This is a genomic window from Ruegeria sp. K7 (assembly GCF_056531785.1).
In genome coordinates this window covers 135626-153152 of sequence record NZ_JBQFMJ010000010.1, presented here as the reverse complement: position 1 = coordinate 153152, position 17527 = coordinate 135626, and the positions used below count along the sequence as shown (strand labels likewise).

Sequence of the window (17527 nt, the reverse complement as noted above, 5' to 3'; positions counted from 1 at the left end):
GTCTCACATCTTCAAACCGGATCAGACCTGGAACACGCCAGTGTCGATCCAGTATTCATCTTCGAACCCAAGGGTGTGCAGGCGCAAAATGACATCACTTGATTTCATCGCGCCGCCTTCGCCGTCTTCGACCTGATCGATCTCGAACGCCTCGCGCATGGATTCGCGGCGCAGCTTGTCTTCGCTGGTTTCCCCATCGCTGTCGTCAAAGTCGGTCTTGCGCAGTTCGACCCGGATCGGCAGCGGGCGTGACTGGTTGCCGGTATCCGCAAAATCCAGCCGGAACAGCGGCGTGGTTGTCCAGCGGTCCAGCGGCAACTGCCGCGATCCGATATAGACTGGCGAATAGAGGTTCACGGTCGCGGTGTCATTGCTGGACCCATCCGTGTCCAGATCGACATCCGAGAACAGGATGCGTTCGTCCGGAATCTGGCCGTTGATGTCCATCTCACCGACAAACCGCGCGGTCGAGCGCATCTGGAACGCGCCGGTCGTGACCTTGAAATTCGGGATACGGTTTTCCGACAGCGCGATCAGCATACCGCCGACCGCAACGGTCGATTTCGGATCGCCGATCTTTTGCGAAACCGGATCCCGGAACGGGTACCAGCGCCCGGTTTTGTACTGGTGCATCGAGATCAGCCGGTGTGGCGACACAACCAGCATTTCCTCGACGATCGAGCGGATGGCCGGCAGGCGCGAGGGCCGTCCGGTCAGCAGCACGACATCAACGCCCAGATGGTCGATCACCTCGCACATGTTGCCCAGAACGCGCTGGAACACCTCGCGGCTGATCGCATCGACATCTTCGCGCGAGCTGGTCAGGACCAGATCGGCCAGCCTCCAGTCGCGTGCACCAAGGGCAGCCGCCGCTTCTTCGACATATGACAGGATGTCAGAGCCGACTTCGCGGCCACCATTCGCATCGGGTGTCGGCTCGGTTGTTGGTGCTTCTGCTACCTCTTCTTCACCTTCAGGCCGATCTTCGGGATCAACCGGCTCTGGCATACCCAGAATGCGGGCCACGGGCAGGTCGAACCGGTCGAACTCTTCCGAGGTTTCGCAGTGGGCCAGAGTTGCCTCGGCCAGTGGCACAAGCACGCGCAGCGAGAATTGCCGGCGTCGCTGAACGGCCTGCTGATCCTGTCCGCCGATGTCGCCGCCGAACAGCTCGCGCAGCTTCTCGGCCACGTAGACGCCGCCTGCAGCTTCGATGGATTCCTGAATGCGCGGAATGATGATGGCGCTGACCACTCGGTGAACCAGGTCATCACCCGCGATGCGGAACCCCTCGCGGAACGTCTGTTCGGGGTGCAGAACCCGGTTGGCTTCATTCCGGTAGGTGGTGATCATCAGGTCGGTTGTGCCACCACCCACATCAATGCTGGCCAGTCTCAACGACGGCTCCTCGGCCCCCGACGGGGACATGCGGGGCTTGCCCTTGAGGTTGATGAACGTATCGATGCGCCCGTCGAATTTCTGTGTCAGCTCGCTGTAAAGGTAAACAAGCTGGGTACACGACGCTTCGTCCCAGTCCACCATCACCTCGGGCTTGGTCGAATAGGGCTTCTGAGCGCTGTCCAAACCCAATTGCTGCCAGATCAGGCCAAGCGCACCTTGCGTGCGCGAACGGATGATGGCCTGTTCCTTGATCGGTGTGGCGGTTGGCAGGCTCAGGATGATGCGGTTCAGACGGCGTGGCAGATCCGATTGCGCCCGGCGGGATCGCCCGGCGGGATCGTTGATCTGGATCAGCGCGTGCGCAATGATCTCGCCCATCATGAACCCGAACAGCGAACTGCGCGAAAAGCGCGGCCGGATGGCCGGAGTGCTGGGTGTTTCGCCCCGGCGGCGCAGGCGTTGTTCTTCCTCATACCGGACCTGCTTCATCACGTCGCCCGCCTCATTGAGGTGGCGCATGGCAGATCGCACCGCCTTGGGCAGGTTGTTTGGGTCCATGTGATTGTGGAACCGCCAGTCCTGCTGAACGGCGGCGCTGTCCCATAGGTATCGTTTCGGTGACGAGAGACCGGACAGGGTTTCCGTCCCTTCCTCGCCCTGAACCAGCCGCACCGCTTCGGGGCCGATGCGCACGAAGCTGGGCCACAGGAACGCGTTGCGCCGTCCCGAACGACTGGCATAGCGATCATCGCCGAACCGGACATCGGAAAACTCGACCCGGCTGGGGAACAGACCGCTGTAGTAGAATTCCGGCTTGCTGAGATCGCGGATTTCCAGCGGGAAGGACCGCGCCAGATCGACACGTGTTTCACCCGGAAACTGCTCGATCAGAATGCCGCAGGTCCGGCTGTTGCCGACGTCCAGAACCAGATCGACATTCACCGGTGTAACAGCGTCCCGCTCGCTGACGGTATTGGCAAAACGGACGGTCGGCGGGTTCGCGGTATTCTGTACGACCTGCAGATAAGCCAGGTATCGTGCCCAATGTTCGAACCGGTGCGGCAGGTCCTCTTCCGCAAAACGGCGTCCGGGCCGTTCAGCGCGCTTGAAGTTGATGAACAGCTCCTTCAGCCACTCCGACACCCAGCGCTGATGATCCAGCATGTTGCCGTCTTCGTCCGTTTCGGGACGGCGCAGGAACCATCTCATGTCGTTGGGTTCGGTCACCAGTTTGAAATCGCGGGCCTTTTCGGCATCCGATTTCTCAGGCGCGACGTAATTCATGTCCTGCTGATGATCCACCAACGTGGTGTCCAGCGCGATCTGGATCCTGTGGGTATGCCCGGTTTCGGCGTCCGGTTCGGCCAGTTCGACGGTTCGCATACGCGCCCAGCTGGACGGGCCGGGGTCGAACTGCAATTCACCGGCATGGCCGCGCTGGCTTTTCTGGCGCAGGAAAGGCACCGGCACCCATTTGTCCAGAAACGGGTCCAGCGCCGCAGTTGGCCGAACCGAATATTCGTCGTCATCGTCTCGCCGCGCGTCCAGGATTTCGGCGTCGCGCGTGTCATCGCCGGACAGCGGGAACAGGGTCAGAATGTTCTCACCATCCTGCTCGCCCGTGACCCTTTCAATATATCGCAGAGGGCGCATTTCGAGCTTGGAAATGTCAAAGCCGAAATCCAGCATTTGAATTCCCGAAAACGGAATCAGAGTGATTTCTTCGCGCAAATTCGCGAGTTTGCGAATTTGTGGTTTCCGATCCCTGAGCATCAGTTTCCCTTTCCAACTTCGTATTGTTTGGTCCATGCGGGTTGGCCGCTTGTGACGGAACCATTGAATATTTTGGTCTCGACCCCGTCCTTGATACGCAATCGGAAGGATTGCGTGGTGCTTTGGCCGTGGGGGTCAAACAACGAGACTGCGATATTGTACGGTCCATTGGCCGGGGCGTCGAAATACATGCTTTCGATTGCGTTGGGCACGGCCGTACGAATGTCGTGATTACCGCCGATATCCAGGTTGCCACCGCAAGCCGCGCGGTTGTCGTAATTGATGATCTGATTGCCCGGGCACCGCACATCCATATGTAAGTCCGCAACCGAGTCCCACAGCAACGAAATCGTCAGTTTTCCCTCGCGTGCACCGCGTTCAGCCAGTCTTTCGCTGTCGATATCCGGAACCAGTTGCGCCCGGTCTTTCGGGTCGGGGATCGGCGCTGTTGCCTTGTCAGGCTGACAGGCGCGGTCGGCAATGCCGATGTCTTTCTCGAGGCTGGCGATCCGGTCGCGCAGCCAAAGTGTTCTGCGTTCTTCTTCGGATGCCTCCACACCCGGCGGCGGGCAGTAACTGGGCAAACCCGGAATGCGCAGGGCGCAGGCTTCGACCATCAGATACAGGATGGCTGCGATCATCAGCATCAGCAGCAGCCAGCCAAACCACATCAGCCACCAGAGGTTTAACGGACCACGATCAGCCGCCGTGGCCTGCGCTTCTCCGGCGGATGCCGGTGCCGCTGCAGCAGTGGCCGCAGCAACCGCTGCCGCCTTTTCCGTGGCTTTCTTCTGTGCTCTTGCAGCCCCCTCCTTGCCACTCAGGTCGCCTGCAACCGCGGCCTGATTGTCCGAGACCCAGGCCCAGTTCAACAGCACGGGCTGACGTGTTTCGCCATCCGTCAGTACGTAGATGCAACCATCATCGGGATAACGTGTTGCGTTGGACAGGGCTTCGCCAAGCCGCTGCTGGTCCGGGTCGTTGCTGTCCAGCAGGGATTGGCCCAATTCGCGGATGTCCGACAACAGGCCCTGAAGGTCCGCGTCGATGGCGGCGCGCTCCTCCTCTTCGAATGTGTCCAGCCTGTGGGGTTTGCCGCCCGTCACGGCATACCAGTCGAACCGATCCCCGTACTGGGTCGCCACTGGTTCGGCAAACAGGGCGGCGTGACGTTCGCCCAATTTGTCCCGAACTGTGCCCGAGATCAGTTCGAATGACCGCTGCGGTGCCGTTCCCAGCGGGGAAAGCCCTTGCGTCGACGTATTTGCGAGGAAAGCTTCAAACATCGTTGCGGCTCACTCGGATTTGGGCGTCAGCGCCGGCAGTTTCGGAAGTGCGTTGGTTTCCGGGGCAGGGCTTTCAGGTGCTGCCCCCGACGCCTGTGCGGTTTCCGGCGGCAGCGGGCGCTGAACCTGCGGGGCGCAGGTTTGTGTCACAACGGCGGGAAGCGCGCCTGTGTCGGCAAGAAAACGCATCAGGTCGCCGGTAGACAGCGCGAAATTCAGGCTGCGCATCGGGCCGACTTTGACAAAGGTATTCACGCCAACCAACCGGCCGCACATATCAACCAGCGGACCGCCCGAATTACCCTTGGAAATCGGCGCTGAATGCACAACCACTTTGGTTTGCGGTGGCAGTGTCTGTTCGGCCGATACAGTGCCGTCTGTGACCGCCAATTCCGGAACGGCGGTTCTGTCACCGGACCGGAGTTGTTGGAAATTCGCGTCACTTTGCAGCAGATCACCCGGGTAGCCCGCGGCGATAACGGATTGCAGGCGCAGCGATTCCGCGGAATCCAGCACGTTGAACGAAGGCTGTTGTGCGCCTTGAACACGCAGCAGCGCAAAATCGCCACCCGTGGACTGGAACGGGCCAAATGTCTTGAGAACCTGCGCTTCTCTCAATGAACCGAGCGCATTGTTGGTTACATAAATCGTCGCACCAGGAGATGCGATAACGTGGTGATTGGTGACCAGAAGGTCCGGACCCACAAAGAAACCTGTCCCGCTGCCCAACCCTTCGGGCGACGGGGCGAGGACCATGGCAGTCCGCTCCTCGATATAGGCAAGCAGCGATTTGGTGTCCTTGGGGTTATCGGAATCCTGAATTTTCACGCGCTCCGGATTGGGGGGCAGAATAGAGGTTCTGTCAGCGGGGCGCACTGCGCCGGGTATGTCGGCGCGGTCATTCGGATCGGGCGGCAGCAACCCTTCGATCGTGCGACCGTTGGGCATCAGCAAGGTGCCATCCGCTTCGCAAACCGCGCCATCCAGCGCAAACTGCAGGTCTGCCAGACGCTGTTCCAGCGATTTGTTGGTGCTAAGAACCGCCGCAAGTGCCGCCTCGTCAGTGACCGCGCGGTCTTTGGCAAGGTCCGGGAAAATGCGATTTCCGGGGATCAGCAGCCAGATCAGGACGCCGCCGGCCAGCAGAAGCAGCAACAGCAACGGCAGCCAGGCCCAAAGCGGCACCCGCTGCGGTGTTGCCGGTGCCTGAGAAGGCGGAGGCGGCGGTGTTGGATCGGCCGTTGCGGCTGCTGCTGCGACCGGAGCCGCCGTGGCTGCCGCTGCTGTCGCTGCCGCCGCGTCTGGCGCAGGAGTTGCCGGGGCAACAGCCTGTTTCTGCGCGGCCATTTCCTGCGCTTCGCCTGACGACAAAGGCGGTGCAGAAGGCAGGGGAAGAAAACGCCCCAGAGTTTGTGCATAGTGTTTCGCGCGTGTTTCGGTTTCGCGGCTGGCTCCGGCGGGCAACATGCCCCAGTTGATGATGACCGGTGTTCCGTCCACGGACCAGACATCGTTCATGTCAGGGATATGAAGGGCGCTGCCAATCAGGCTTCCGGTCTGCTCGTTGCCCAAGGCGGCCTGAAGTGGCGCCAGCCTGCGGGTCAGCTCCTGCCCCAGCGCGTTCTGCGCGGCGTCATCCAGACGATTGAACGGCGTCGCATTTCCCTTGATGTCGGTATACCACGACACCGACGGAGCCACCTGATCGTTTCCCCGGCTGAGCAGCGGTTCGGCAAATAGGTGCGCCGTTTCCTCACCCCCATGCGCGGTGAGCGCGTCCAGCAGAGCCGGATAGGCCTCAATCGCAAGCTCGTCTCCAGCCTCAAGGCACTGGCCCAGTTCGATTTGCGTCTTAGTCAGAAAGTGTTCAGCCATCAGTTGCCCCTTGCGGGTCGGCGGAATTCGACGGTTGTCGAACTGCCGACTTCTGGTTGCGTCACGACACAGCTGGCCGTGCCGGATTCATTCAGTTTACAGCTGCTGCTCAGGCGGTAGATGTATCCGCCGTCGCTGCATTGCAGGTTGCCGGGTTCGTCGATAATCAGCGATCCATCAGCTGCGAACGCGCCGGTCACCGGTCCGGCGCAGCTGTTGCCGTTATCGGCACGCATTTCTTCGCGCCCATTGCCACTGGCGTCGAAACACATGGTCCACTGGTTGTAATCAGTCTTCACGCCGGTCCGTCTGTTGGTGGTCACAAACCGGGAATCCAGTTCCCAGCACCCTTCCAGCAATCCGATACGCTGATTGTCCCAGTCCTGAGGGTCGATCTTGTCGGGTACGGGGGCCAAATCGGGCAGCGCGGCCTGTTGCGGTGCCTTGGGCTCACACTGCAACAATGCAAGCTCGCGTTCGTGCCGCAAAATGCGATCGACCAGTTCCTGGTTTTGTCGTTCGAGTGCCGCCAGCCTCTGTTCAGCCTGCTCGGCCTTGTTGACAGGGCACCAATCCAGCCAGGTTCCTGCGATCCGATCATTTGCGCCGCATGCAGGAACAAGCGCGGCGGCAGACCAGGCAACGATCGCGATCAACACACCAGTCGTCAAAAATGCCAACACAGCCCGAAACAAAAGAAAAATAGCCCCCTACAAATTGAAGATAAGTAAACGTGACTCATAACTCATGGTCAACGCAAATCTCAGAATTTGGCCAGTTACAGAACTTGTCACACAGCCGCGCTTACAAAAGCTGTCATTTCAAACTTCTAACCGCAGAGCCTACCATTTTAGGCAATGGCAAAATCGTCCGGAGAGTTCGAGATGTTTGACTTTGAAAACACCGCAGGACCAGTTACCGAAAGTTCACTGTTGTCCGTTTCCGGAGGCGGTTTGCTGGGCGTTATCCCGGCCGCCATGTTGCTGCGTATCGAGGCCCTGGGGAAAGAGAAATATGGCCCCCATTATCGCCTGTCCGACAGCTTCGATTCCGTGTCCGGATCCTCGACTGGGGCAGTGATTGCCGCCGGCGTCGCGCTGGGCCTTTCCGCTCGGGATATTGCGGATTTTTATTTGCAGGATGTGCCGCGCGGTTTCAAACGGCGCAAGCGGGCTGTACCGCTCTTGCAGGACATCTTCGACGGCGATCTGCTGCACAGCTTCTTCGAACAGCGCACGCAGGGGCGGCTGCTGGACCGCAACGATCTGGAATGCGACCTGACATTGCTGGCCAAAGACCTGCAGCGCGGGAATTCGATCGCGTTTACAACGATTGACTACGGTGTGGACCGCGTATTGTCCGCCGAAATCCGATGCGAAAAACTGCCTCTGTCCGACCTCTTGCGCGCCAGCACTGCAGCCCCCGGTCTGTTCTCGCCGGTGTCCATGACATTGCGCGGCGTGGGCGAGACCCGTCTGGTGGATGGCGGCTTTAGCCTGTTCAATGATCCGTCTTACCTGCTGACCCGCCTGACCCGGGCTCGTGGTGTGCAGCGCATTGCATTGACCTCATTGGGTACGGGCAGTTCGCGCCCTGTTTATTCGGGCAATTCCCTGACAGACAAAGTGTCAGTCTTCAGGGCCTTCCGTGGCCTCTTCGGCCTGATCAAGGATGGCGAGGCGCTGTCTCGGGAGCTGATGCGCGATATGGCAGACATGTTAGGTTCGGGATTGCAGCACACCCATTACGACATGAGCCTGACCCGCGACACCTTCGATGCGCTTGGTTTTGAACTTGAGCCCGGTGAACTGCGCAACATGCGAAAAATCGCGGATTTTTCAGGGAAGGAAAGGCTATTTGAAGCAGCGCAACTGTTGGCCGAAGCAACGATTGTTGAGCCTCTGCCGTTGGTTGGAAACCTGCAGGCAGCCTAGGGAATTGACAGTTCAAATCATATCGTCCCCAATCGGAGAAAACGGATAGTACATCATGAATACTGTAGATGTTTCATATTTGGACGGTGTTCCGGAAAAGAAAGCTTCACGCATTGCCATTCTGGATGCGCAAAAGCTGATCATCGGCGACGAGGGTGCGACAGTCACTGTTCTGGACGTTGAAACCCTGACGGATGACCAGGCGAATGAGCGTCTGACACAGGTTGCACAGAACGCGGCACGGGTTCTGGTTCTTTTTTCTCTGTCCCACGGGGTCAGTTTTCGCAATCGCCGGGACGAGCTGATTGCGCTTGGCGCGGACGACGTCATGTCGGCCACCGGGGCGGATGATGAGTTCCTGACACGGGTGCAGGCGCTTCGGCATCAGGCGCAGCCTCCGCGCGTACTGATTGTGGAAGATGAAGAGGAAATCGGAGACTGGGCGGTGGATGTCCTGCGCGAGGCCGGTATGGACGCCATGCGTGTACGCACCCTGAAGGATGCGCAGAACAGGTTCGAAGCCGGGCCGGTTGACGCGCTGGTCGTGGACCGCGGCCTGCCGGATGGGGACGGCCTGACTTTTATCTCGCGTCTGCGCGACCTCGGCATCCGAATTCCGGCCCTGTTGTTCACCGCACTGGATTCCATCGAGGAACGTATCCGCGGGCTCGAGACCGCGCGGGCAGATGACTACATCTGCAAGCCGGTTCACGAGGGCGAGTTGCGCGCGCGCGTTCAGGTGCTATTGCGTCCCTTGGTTTCGGAAGAAACGATGGTGTTTGGCCCGCTTGAGATCAGCCGTAAGGACAGGATCGTCCGGTGGCGCGGCGCGCGTGTCGAACTGCGGCCGAAAGAATGCGAAATGCTGATCTACCTGGCCGAGCGCGACGGCCTGCCGATCCCCAAGCGGATGATCTATCTGGACGTTTGGCAAAAGACGTTCATGGATGTCGGCTCGAACCCGGTGACGGCGGCCCGGCACCGGCTGGTGCGCGATTTCAAGTCCGCTCTGGATTCGCGCGGCGAGACGTACCCGGAATTCCTGGAAACCGATGGGGATGCCTATGTTTTCCGGTCCGAGGCATTGCTGCGCATTCCCGCTGATGAAAGCCCGGATCAGTGATCCACCTGATCGGAGAAAACCCGAAACTGTCCCGCATGGTAACGGGACAAGGGCTGTTTTATGCGGCGCTTGGTGTTTTCCTGACATTGGCGGCAATATTCTGTCTGTCCGTATTCTCGGCGGCAGACAGGGCGGACCGGCAGACCCTAAAAAGCGTCGAAGCGCAGATGCTGCGTATTCTCGAAGACAGTGGCGTCAGTGGGCTGGCCACCGCGTTCGATCGGTCACGCAACATAGTTCTGCCGGGCACCGACCGGCTGGAACTGGCGATCTGGCAGATCAGCGGAGATCGCAGGCGCGTTCTGCTGGAAACAACACCGGGCGCAGCCAGCGCCCTTGAGCACGGGCAGGGACATGCGTCGCTGGATGGGGCCGACTTTGAAACCAGATCGGTTGATGTTGCTGCGGCCTCACAGGACTGGGCGCTGCCCGTTGGGGATGTTGCGCTTGTCTTTGGAATTGAATCGCCCAGTTTCGAAACCCAACGCGCACGTTGGCTGGCGCTTGCCATTGCCGGTGTCTCACTTGTCGTATGCGGTTTGATGATCCTGTTACAGATCGCGCATTGGCAACGGTACCGACGCAGCCTGCAACGGGTGAACCGGCTGCTTGAGCGGTATTCTTCGGGCGAGACCGGCATTCGGTTTGAAGATGAAACGCCCGCGCCGGAATTGCGCGAGCTGGGTCGCCAGTTGAACGAAGCGCTGCCCAAGATTGACGGGCTGTTCGCAGATTTGCGTGCCCTGTCCGCCCATCTGGCGCATGAGTTGCGGACACCGCTTCAGAATATTCGCAGCGGCATGCGGAAGCTGCTGAATGCACAAAACGCGCAGGACAGGCAGATTCACGCACAGCGTATCGACATGGGAATAGATGCCGCTGACGCCCGCCTGCAATCCATCATGCAATTGTTCCGGCTTCAGTCCGATGCAGATATCCGGCTGGAACCAGACGTCCCGCTGGGGGATTTGCTGGAAGACCTTGTTTACGATTTCGAAGAAGACCTGCAGGCAAACGGGCGAAGTCTGGTTCAGCACATAGACAAGTCGCTACGTGTCACCGGCAACTCGCATCTTCTGGAACTCATGCTGTCGAACCTCTTGTCCAACGCCGTAAAATACGCTGCCGCAAACAGCGAAATCCGGGTCGAATTGACCGGGGATGCGACACGATTCGACCTCAAGATTTCCAATGCCGGGGCCTTGTCGCAAGGCTTTACCGAGCATGCGTTCGAGCGTTTCGCGCAAGGTGCCGAGCATTCCGGTATAACCGGGTATGGGTTGGGTCTGGGGTTGGTGAAAGCGATTGTGCAGAAACATCGTTTTTCGGCCAGCCTGGCGGAAGATGCAGGCGGCGGGCGGGTCGTTGCATCGGTATCCGGCGCGGCATCGGGCGGGGGAGGGTAGGCCATGATGAAGGCAAAAGTGTTTTCAGCCTTTCTTGTGATCGTCCTGCCAACGGGAATGCAGGCACAACCAGACAGTGCGGCGGCCCGGGTCTCTGCCGGTCTGGTTCTTGCCGACTGGGCCGTATCAACTGAAAACGCGCCCCTGTTGCTAACCGCGCTCGAGATTGTTTCCGCACACGCCCCCAAAGGCGAAACCGCAACGCAACTGCAAAACCGCTATCAGGCCGAGGCGCGGTTTTTGATGCGAGGGGACAAACTGCTGGGTGAGCGGTTTGATCGTTTGATTAGCAATACCTCGCCTGAGTCTTTGCGAAACACGGTTTGGATTGTCCCAGGCGGCAGTCGGTTCGCCCCCCCACAGGGGCAGGGTGTTGCGTCCTTTGCTTCCGCAACAGGCGTCTCAGCGCGGCAGGTGTTTGGTCTGTCGGGGGCGTCCTGCCGACGTGAGGCGCAGAACTGGAACTGTGTGCCTGCAGGCCTGCAAGGTGAGATACACATCAATCAAGTGCCGGGTGGCCCTGACTGGGTCGTCATTGAAACCCGGCCTGTAGACCCATGATCCGCGTTTTTCTGTTAGCGGGATGTATTCTGTCGGCCGGTGCGGCCGTCGCTAATCCCGACCGCAAAGCGCTGTTGATTGGCGTGATGAATTACACTGCTGATCTGGCCCGTCTGGGTGGAGCCCTGACCGGACCGGGCCCGGACGTGGCGCTGATGACGCAGGTTTTTGCTGGCAAAGGTGTTCCAATAGAAAAGATTTCAGTGCTGTCGGATTCTCCGGAACTGACTGAAACTGAGGGTGTTTCTATCGAAACTCCAACGCGCGCCAATATTCTGGCCGCGCTGGATCGGTTGGCGGCAGAGGCGCAGGCGGGCGACAAGATAGCGATCTACATGGCGGGCCACGGTGCGCAGATTGCGTCCGGTTCGGACACATCCGAGGTGGACGGGCTGGATGAGGTTTTCTTGCCCTCGGATTTTGCATTTGATGCCGATGACGCGCCGGTCAATGTTGTCCGGGACGATGAGATCGGGGCCAGAATAGACCGGATGATCGCCGCCGGGGCGAATGTGTGGCTGATTGCGGATACCTGTCATTCCGGCAGCTTTCGGCGGGGTGAGACAGCCGTTGCGCGCTTTGTCGATCTGAGGCCCGTCAAGACAGTCAGCCCGGTTGCCGAACCACTCGTGGACCTGTCGAAAGCCAGTACTCTCGCACCCGGTCACTTTACCGGCTTCTATGCCGCCGAGGCTGGATCATTGGCCTACGAGTTGAAACCGCCGGGTTCGCCAACGGTTCATGGCCTGATGACATGGGCGCTGGCCAGTGCGTTGCGAAGTGCCGAAGCCCCCACATATTCAGAACTGGCCAGACAGGTTTCCGCGACGCTCTGGGATATTGGCTGGGGGCGTGCAGATCCGCGGTTTGAGGGGGCTTTGGGTACAAAGCCCATGCTTTCTGAGGGTGCCGGAGAGCCGAACCGGTTTGCCGTTTTCATCTCGGACCTCGTTGTTGTCGAGGCTGGTGTCATCGATGGCGTTACGACAGATACGGTGTTTTCAGTCGAGGACAGCGATGGCGCCTTGCTGTTCGATGTGTCGCCAACCGAAGTGACGCTGACCCAAGCCACCGCACCGCTTCCGGAAACCACCCGCGCCACACTGGATGAGAAGATCAAAGCCGAGGGTCTGGACCCCGAACAGTTCCGAATGCGCTGGCTTCAGCACCGCGCGCCCCGCCTGGCCGCAAAGGTTTCTTCGCGCCCGACAGATCTTTCGCTGGCAGTAGGGCTGTCGCTGCTATCTGCTGGCTCGCAATTTGAGGAGCAGATTGCTCAGATGATCTCGGACCTGCAGCCACGGTTGCGCCTTGATCAGAACGATCCGGACATTCAAATCGTCGCCGATAAGGACCGGCTGGTGCTGCACCCCGTTCCCGACGGTGCGCGCGATGCGCTGTCTGTTCCGTTTGATGCGACCCAATTGCCTCTGCTGGAGCAGATGTTGCAGCAGGCCGCAAAGTCGCGCGCGTTGATCTCGGTTGCGGCGATATTGCAGACCAGCCCCTTGTCGCACGGGATCACCGCCAGTGCCCGTCGCATCCCCGGTGAAGCAGACGAAGAATTTGTATGTCAGGAGGCTTTGGCGGTTCAGGTTGAGCCGAAGTTCGCACCTCAGGGCATCCTGCAGGTTGGCCACTGTGACACAGTGTTGGTCTCCGTTCACAATCGCAATCCCTGGCCGGTTGATCTGACGCCCCTTTATGTCGCGCCGGACAATCAGGTGTATTTCCTGTCGGGATACAGGGATGCCGAAAAAGGCGGTTGGCGCATAGGGTCCGGAGAGGCCGATACCCTGCGCTATACCGAAGCCACGCGTGGGCCGGATGGGGCAGTGCTGGCTACTGGTCAGATGCATGTTTTGATCCTGGCCGAACGCGGCATGCCCGGGTCGGACCCGGTTGACTTTCGTTATTTACAGGACGAACGCGCACCGCCCGCAACCCGATCTGCGCCTGCCAACTCGCTATCCTCGCTTTTGACCGATGCCGGATTCGGGCTGGCCAAAACCCGTTCCGTCGGTGAAACTGTGATCAAGCAAAGCGGTGCCGTTATTATTCCGCTGAAAACCGTTGCAGAGGTGGGGGCCGAACGCGGTGCGCAGTAAAATTAACATTGTGGTTCTGACTGTTCTGAGCCTGATGTTCCTTGGTCAGGGTGGATCGGCCGAGGCGGCCGACCTGCGCAAAAGCGCCCTGGTTGTGGCAGAATGGGCCGTTGAGGCAAACGAACCGCAGGCCCTTGCCAGCAGTCTGGCTGTGTTGCTTGAGGAAGGCGGCACTCTGGACCAGGACGATCCGTTCTCGGTCTTGCCTTTAGCCGACGCGCTGCGTGACATGCCCGGAGGAGCGGATTTGCTGGACACTGTTCTCGAAACCGGATCCCGGGGTCAGCTTGGTGGCGCCGCCCGTCTGGACCTGTTGCTTGCGCCCGGACAAACTCATGAAACGGACGTTTTTCTTGTCGGCTCGGAAGTAACGTGGATCGAGGCTCGCTTGTGGCGCGGGTCTGGTGGGGCTGATATCGACGTTGAACTCGTGGGCTCGGACGGAACCAGCATCGCCGCAGACATCAGCCCGCAGACCGGCATTGAAGGGATTGCAGCGCTGGTGGATGTCTGGATCGACAGTTGCGTCAACGCGACGTTGCGGATCACGAATGCCGGCGGCAGTCAGGGGCGCGTCGCGTTGTTTGTTCCACAGTCGCCCCATCAGGATTGCGAGGCGCCGGGTTGACCGGCATCCGCCTGCCCGGCGCTGTTTTCGCGCTATTGCTGGCTCTGGCCCTGCCGGTCGTCGCCCAGAACCAGAACTCTGCCGAATTGGAAGCGCTGCAAAACCGAGCCGGTCAGGCCTTCGTTGCACAGGATCATGCCACGGTCCGCGAACTTGTCAGGCAGATGGAACCCATGATCGACCGGGGCCTGCGCACCGAAGGACGGAACGGGGTCGCGCAATATGGGATACTAGGAGAAATCCTGTTCGGCATCGGCGACAGGGAAGACGCATTGCGCGCCTACACCAAATCGGTCGACGCAGCCCGGATTGAGGGTCTGTGGCTTCAGCGAGACGGGCTGTATGTCCGATATGAATACGGAAGTCTTCTGCAACTGCTCGGACACCACGAAAAAGCGCTGAGTGTCAGCTCAGAGCTGCTGCGGGATCTTGAACAACTGGGTTTGTTAAACAGCGCTGCAGGTTTGGATACCGGTATTCTGGTTGGCGCAATTCTTCTGGATACAAACCAGCTGGATGGCGCCCGGCAAATGTTTGAAAACATGGTCGGGATCGCGCGGGAACACGACACGGAAGGCCGCAAGCTGCAAGTGGCATTGAACGGTTTGGCCAATACCCTGAACGCGATGGAAGCCTATGAAGCAGCGCTTGAACCTACACGTGAAGCGTCTGAACTGGGCAAAAGATTAAACGCGGTTGACAGCGAGTCCCACCTTTACGCGCGGCTGCGATACGGAATTGCGCTGGAGCGTGTTGGCAGACTGGATGAGGCGCGATCCGTTACTGAGGACGTTCTTGCCTCGGCGCAGGGCAAACTGCCTCAGGGGCACGAGATTATTCAATGGGCGCGCCGAACGCTGGAGGATATCGAACGCGCGGAGGGGCGGAAGTTCGCAGCCCGCGAGTTGAACCGGCAAATTGCGGATGATGCCTTGTCCAGCGAGGATCCTGCTCAGCGTCTTGCTGCGCTGCTGGCGCTGGCCGGACATGATTTGGCGAATCTCGAGTTCGAGAGTTATGAGGCCAAAATGATGGCGGCGCTTGAACTGATCGTCTCGGATCCGGGTGCGGTCCCTGAACGGCAGCAGGCCCAAGTCTATTTCGCAGTGGCCGATCACCTGGTGAATTTCCGCCAGAACTTCAAAGGGGCCAAGCCGCTATATGCCCGATCCATCGATATCCTGACGCGTGAACTGGGACCGGATCACCGTGAAACCCTGCAAGTCCAGGCCCGCAGGTTGCAGGCCAAGGACAAGGAAATTCAGGCCAATGTCGCCTTGGGCCGGCCCAAGGAGGAGCTTGCGTTCTGGGATGGAACAGAGGCGGGAAAGAAACCCACGGCCTCGGATCTGGAAATGCTGCGCCGACTGGCCGCCGCAGAGGAGGCGCAAGGCACGCGGCTTGAGGCTTATGCATCACAACTCAACTATGCCTTTTTCCTGCAAGAAGCCGGACAAATTGAAACCGCGCTGGCAGTCATAAGAAACCAGATCGAAAAGCGGGAAGGAGAACAGCGGACGGGTTCGATACCCGATCTGGACATCAACTACCGATTGGTGGACGCGCATGGGTCGGCACTGCTCAAAGGCGGGCAATTCTCTGCTGCGGCAGCCGTCTTCCAGAATGGAACAGTCGACCTGTTGAACTATCTGCGCGGGTTTCAATGGCTGGAAGGGATAGCGGGCGGGGCAAAAGTATACCTGATTGGCCAGGTGTATGGTGAGTTGTTCGCCTCATCAGCGCTCAAGGCTGCCGAAACCGGCAGTGAGCAGGAGAAGAACCTCTATGTTCAGATGGCCTTTGAGGCCATGCAACTGGCGGGTTACGGCCCCGCCTCTGTCGCTGTGGCCCGTGCGGCGATCCGGGACAAGGCGCAAAACCCCGATCTGGTTCAACTTGCGGCGCAATGGCAGAAAGCGACTTTGGCCCAGCGGGTCGGGAACGATGTTCAGAATTCGGATCTGGACCGTCTGCGGTCCCGGATGTCGGTACAGTTTTCCGAGTACTTCGAATGGCAAATCCCTGCGCCGCTGACGATGGGCCATATCCAGCGCGAGGTAATCGCGCCGGATGAGGCTGTGATCATGATCCTGACAGCCACAACCCAGAGCGCGCATAAGAAAGGGATCAAAGGGCTGGTTCTTGCCGTGACCCGGGACGGCGCGGCGATGGTTGAATTGCCTCAGAAGTGGAACGTTCTGGTGCAGGACATACTTGATCTCCAGCGTACGCTTGACCCGAAGTCGCCAGAGCATATGGCCCAATTGCGGGCGCCGCTTGCCAACGTGCAGGGCGCGTCGGGCGCCGCAGCGACGCGGTATGCCGCCCCGTTTGCTTTCGATGCCGCAGAACGACTGCACAAGACGTTTTTCGGATCGCCGGAAATAGCTGATCTGATTGGTTCCAAGTCGACCTGGACGTTGGTCCCCTACGGTGAAACGCTGAGCATACCTTTCGCGGCCCTGATCGTGGATGACCCGGGCCGACATTTGCAGGACCGTCGCACCGCAAGGGACCTGCGCGAAATACGCTGGTTGGGGCATGAGCGCGCGCTGCGGGTTGTGCCGTCCGTCGCGGCCCTTGAAAACCTGCGAAAACGTCCCCGGGTCCCCGAGCAACCAGCCTCCAGGCTGGCATATGTCGGATTTGGCGACCCTGCGTTTCAGGGGGCGGAACTGGCGGCCTTGCCTCAGACAGACATCGTTATGCGCGGATCGATCTCGCAACGAGCAACCGCAGTACGCGCGCTTCCGCGTTTGCCGGGCACCCGGCGCGAAGTTGAAACGCTGGCAGGGTTGTTCGGAGAGACCCGCAGCGACATTCGGTTGGGTTCCTCAGCAAGCGAAGCGGAAATCGTTGCGCTCAACAGCCAAGGCAAACTGGCGCAGGCGCAAATTCTGCATTTTGCGACGCATGGGTTGTTGTCGGGCGCGTTCGAAGGGTTGGCCGAACCCGCATTGGCGCTGACGCCAGACGCGACTGCCCCGGCGCAAGGAAGTTTCACTGGCGATGGCCTGTTGACCGCCTCCGAGGCCGCGCAGCTCGATATTGGTGCCGACTGGGTCATTCTGTCGGCCTGCGACACGGCAGGGGAAGATTCGATCGGCGGCGAAGGTCTGGGGGGGTTGGTTCAGGGCTTTTTCTCGGCTGGCGCGCGCAATATGCTTGTTTCGCATTGGCGCGTAGATGATCGCGCCGCCGAGGCGCTGATTACCCGCACCGTGACCGCCTCGCAAAATCAGACCAGCAAGGCCGAGTCGCTGAGGCAGGCGATGAAATCTCTTTTTGACGACCCGAGCCGCGATCAGACCCAACTGCCGAATTCCCACCCGTCGATCTGGGCCCCGTTCCTGATGATTGGCGCAGGCTGACGGGTGACCTGCGCCACAAAAGCAAACGGGCCACCTGATCAGGCGGCCCGTTTGCTTTTTC

Annotated in this window: 11 protein-coding genes; 7 read left to right on the top strand and 4 right to left on the bottom strand. The window is 59.8% G+C overall.

Features of this window, described 5'->3' with window-relative positions; all coding sequences use genetic code 11:
* Positions 1-21: 21 nt before the first annotated feature.
* Genes ACR0FE_RS16280 through ACR0FE_RS16265 form a run of 4 tightly spaced genes read right to left on the bottom strand, consistent with a single transcriptional unit; the run spans position 22 to position 7015 of the window.
* Positions 22-3174 (bottom strand): virulence factor SrfB, encoded by a 3153-nt coding sequence (locus ACR0FE_RS16280; RefSeq protein WP_480913919.1) that lies wholly within the window; start codon positions 3172-3174, stop codon positions 22-24.
* Entirely contained in the window at positions 3174-4460 is a 1287-nt protein-coding gene (locus ACR0FE_RS16275) for a hypothetical protein (RefSeq protein ID WP_480913916.1), read from the bottom strand. Before ACR0FE_RS16275 ends, ACR0FE_RS16280 begins: the two co-directional genes overlap by 1 nt.
* Positions 4461-4469: 9 nt before the next feature.
* On the bottom strand, positions 4470-6335 hold the full coding sequence (locus ACR0FE_RS16270) for a S1C family serine protease (RefSeq protein ID WP_480913914.1): 1866 nt from the start codon (positions 6333-6335) through the stop codon (positions 4470-4472).
* Positions 6335-7015 carry a hypothetical protein gene (locus ACR0FE_RS16265; RefSeq protein ID WP_480913912.1) on the bottom strand — a complete coding sequence of 227 codons (681 nt, stop codon included), beginning with the start codon at positions 7013-7015 and terminating at the stop codon, positions 6335-6337. Before ACR0FE_RS16265 ends, ACR0FE_RS16270 begins: the two co-directional genes overlap by 1 nt.
* 204 nt (positions 7016-7219) lie before the next feature.
* On the opposite strand from ACR0FE_RS16265, the gene ACR0FE_RS16260 reads away from it, so the two are divergent.
* The 7 genes from ACR0FE_RS16260 to ACR0FE_RS16230 are packed head-to-tail and all read left to right on the top strand — an operon-like array spanning position 7220 to position 17466.
* On the top strand, positions 7220-8269 hold the full coding sequence (locus ACR0FE_RS16260) for a patatin-like phospholipase family protein (protein WP_170806943.1): 1050 nt from the start codon (positions 7220-7222) through the stop codon (positions 8267-8269).
* 55 nt (positions 8270-8324) lie between these two features.
* Entirely contained in the window at positions 8325-9392 is a 1068-nt protein-coding gene (locus tag ACR0FE_RS16255; protein WP_170615836.1) for a response regulator transcription factor, read from the top strand.
* The gene (locus ACR0FE_RS16250) at positions 9389-10798 is read left to right on the top strand and encodes a sensor histidine kinase (RefSeq protein ID WP_480913910.1); all 1410 of its coding nucleotides are present in this window, start codon (positions 9389-9391) and stop codon (positions 10796-10798) included. Before ACR0FE_RS16255 ends, ACR0FE_RS16250 begins: the two co-directional genes overlap by 4 nt.
* A 3-nt stretch (positions 10799-10801) precedes the next feature.
* The gene (locus tag ACR0FE_RS16245; protein ID WP_480913908.1) at positions 10802-11359 is read left to right on the top strand and encodes a hypothetical protein; all 558 of its coding nucleotides are present in this window, start codon (positions 10802-10804) and stop codon (positions 11357-11359) included.
* Positions 11356-13467: a caspase family protein gene (locus ACR0FE_RS16240; RefSeq protein ID WP_480913906.1), complete on the top strand. Its 2112-nt coding sequence runs from the start codon at positions 11356-11358 to the stop codon at positions 13465-13467. Before ACR0FE_RS16245 ends, ACR0FE_RS16240 begins: the two co-directional genes overlap by 4 nt.
* Positions 13457-14095: a hypothetical protein gene (locus ACR0FE_RS16235; RefSeq protein ID WP_480913905.1), complete on the top strand. Its 639-nt coding sequence runs from the start codon at positions 13457-13459 to the stop codon at positions 14093-14095. The genes ACR0FE_RS16240 and ACR0FE_RS16235 overlap by 11 nt, the downstream gene beginning before the upstream one ends.
* Positions 14092-17466 (top strand): CHAT domain-containing tetratricopeptide repeat protein, encoded by a 3375-nt coding sequence (locus ACR0FE_RS16230; RefSeq protein WP_480913903.1) that lies wholly within the window; start codon positions 14092-14094, stop codon positions 17464-17466. Before ACR0FE_RS16235 ends, ACR0FE_RS16230 begins: the two co-directional genes overlap by 4 nt.
* Positions 17467-17527 lie beyond the last annotated feature (61 nt).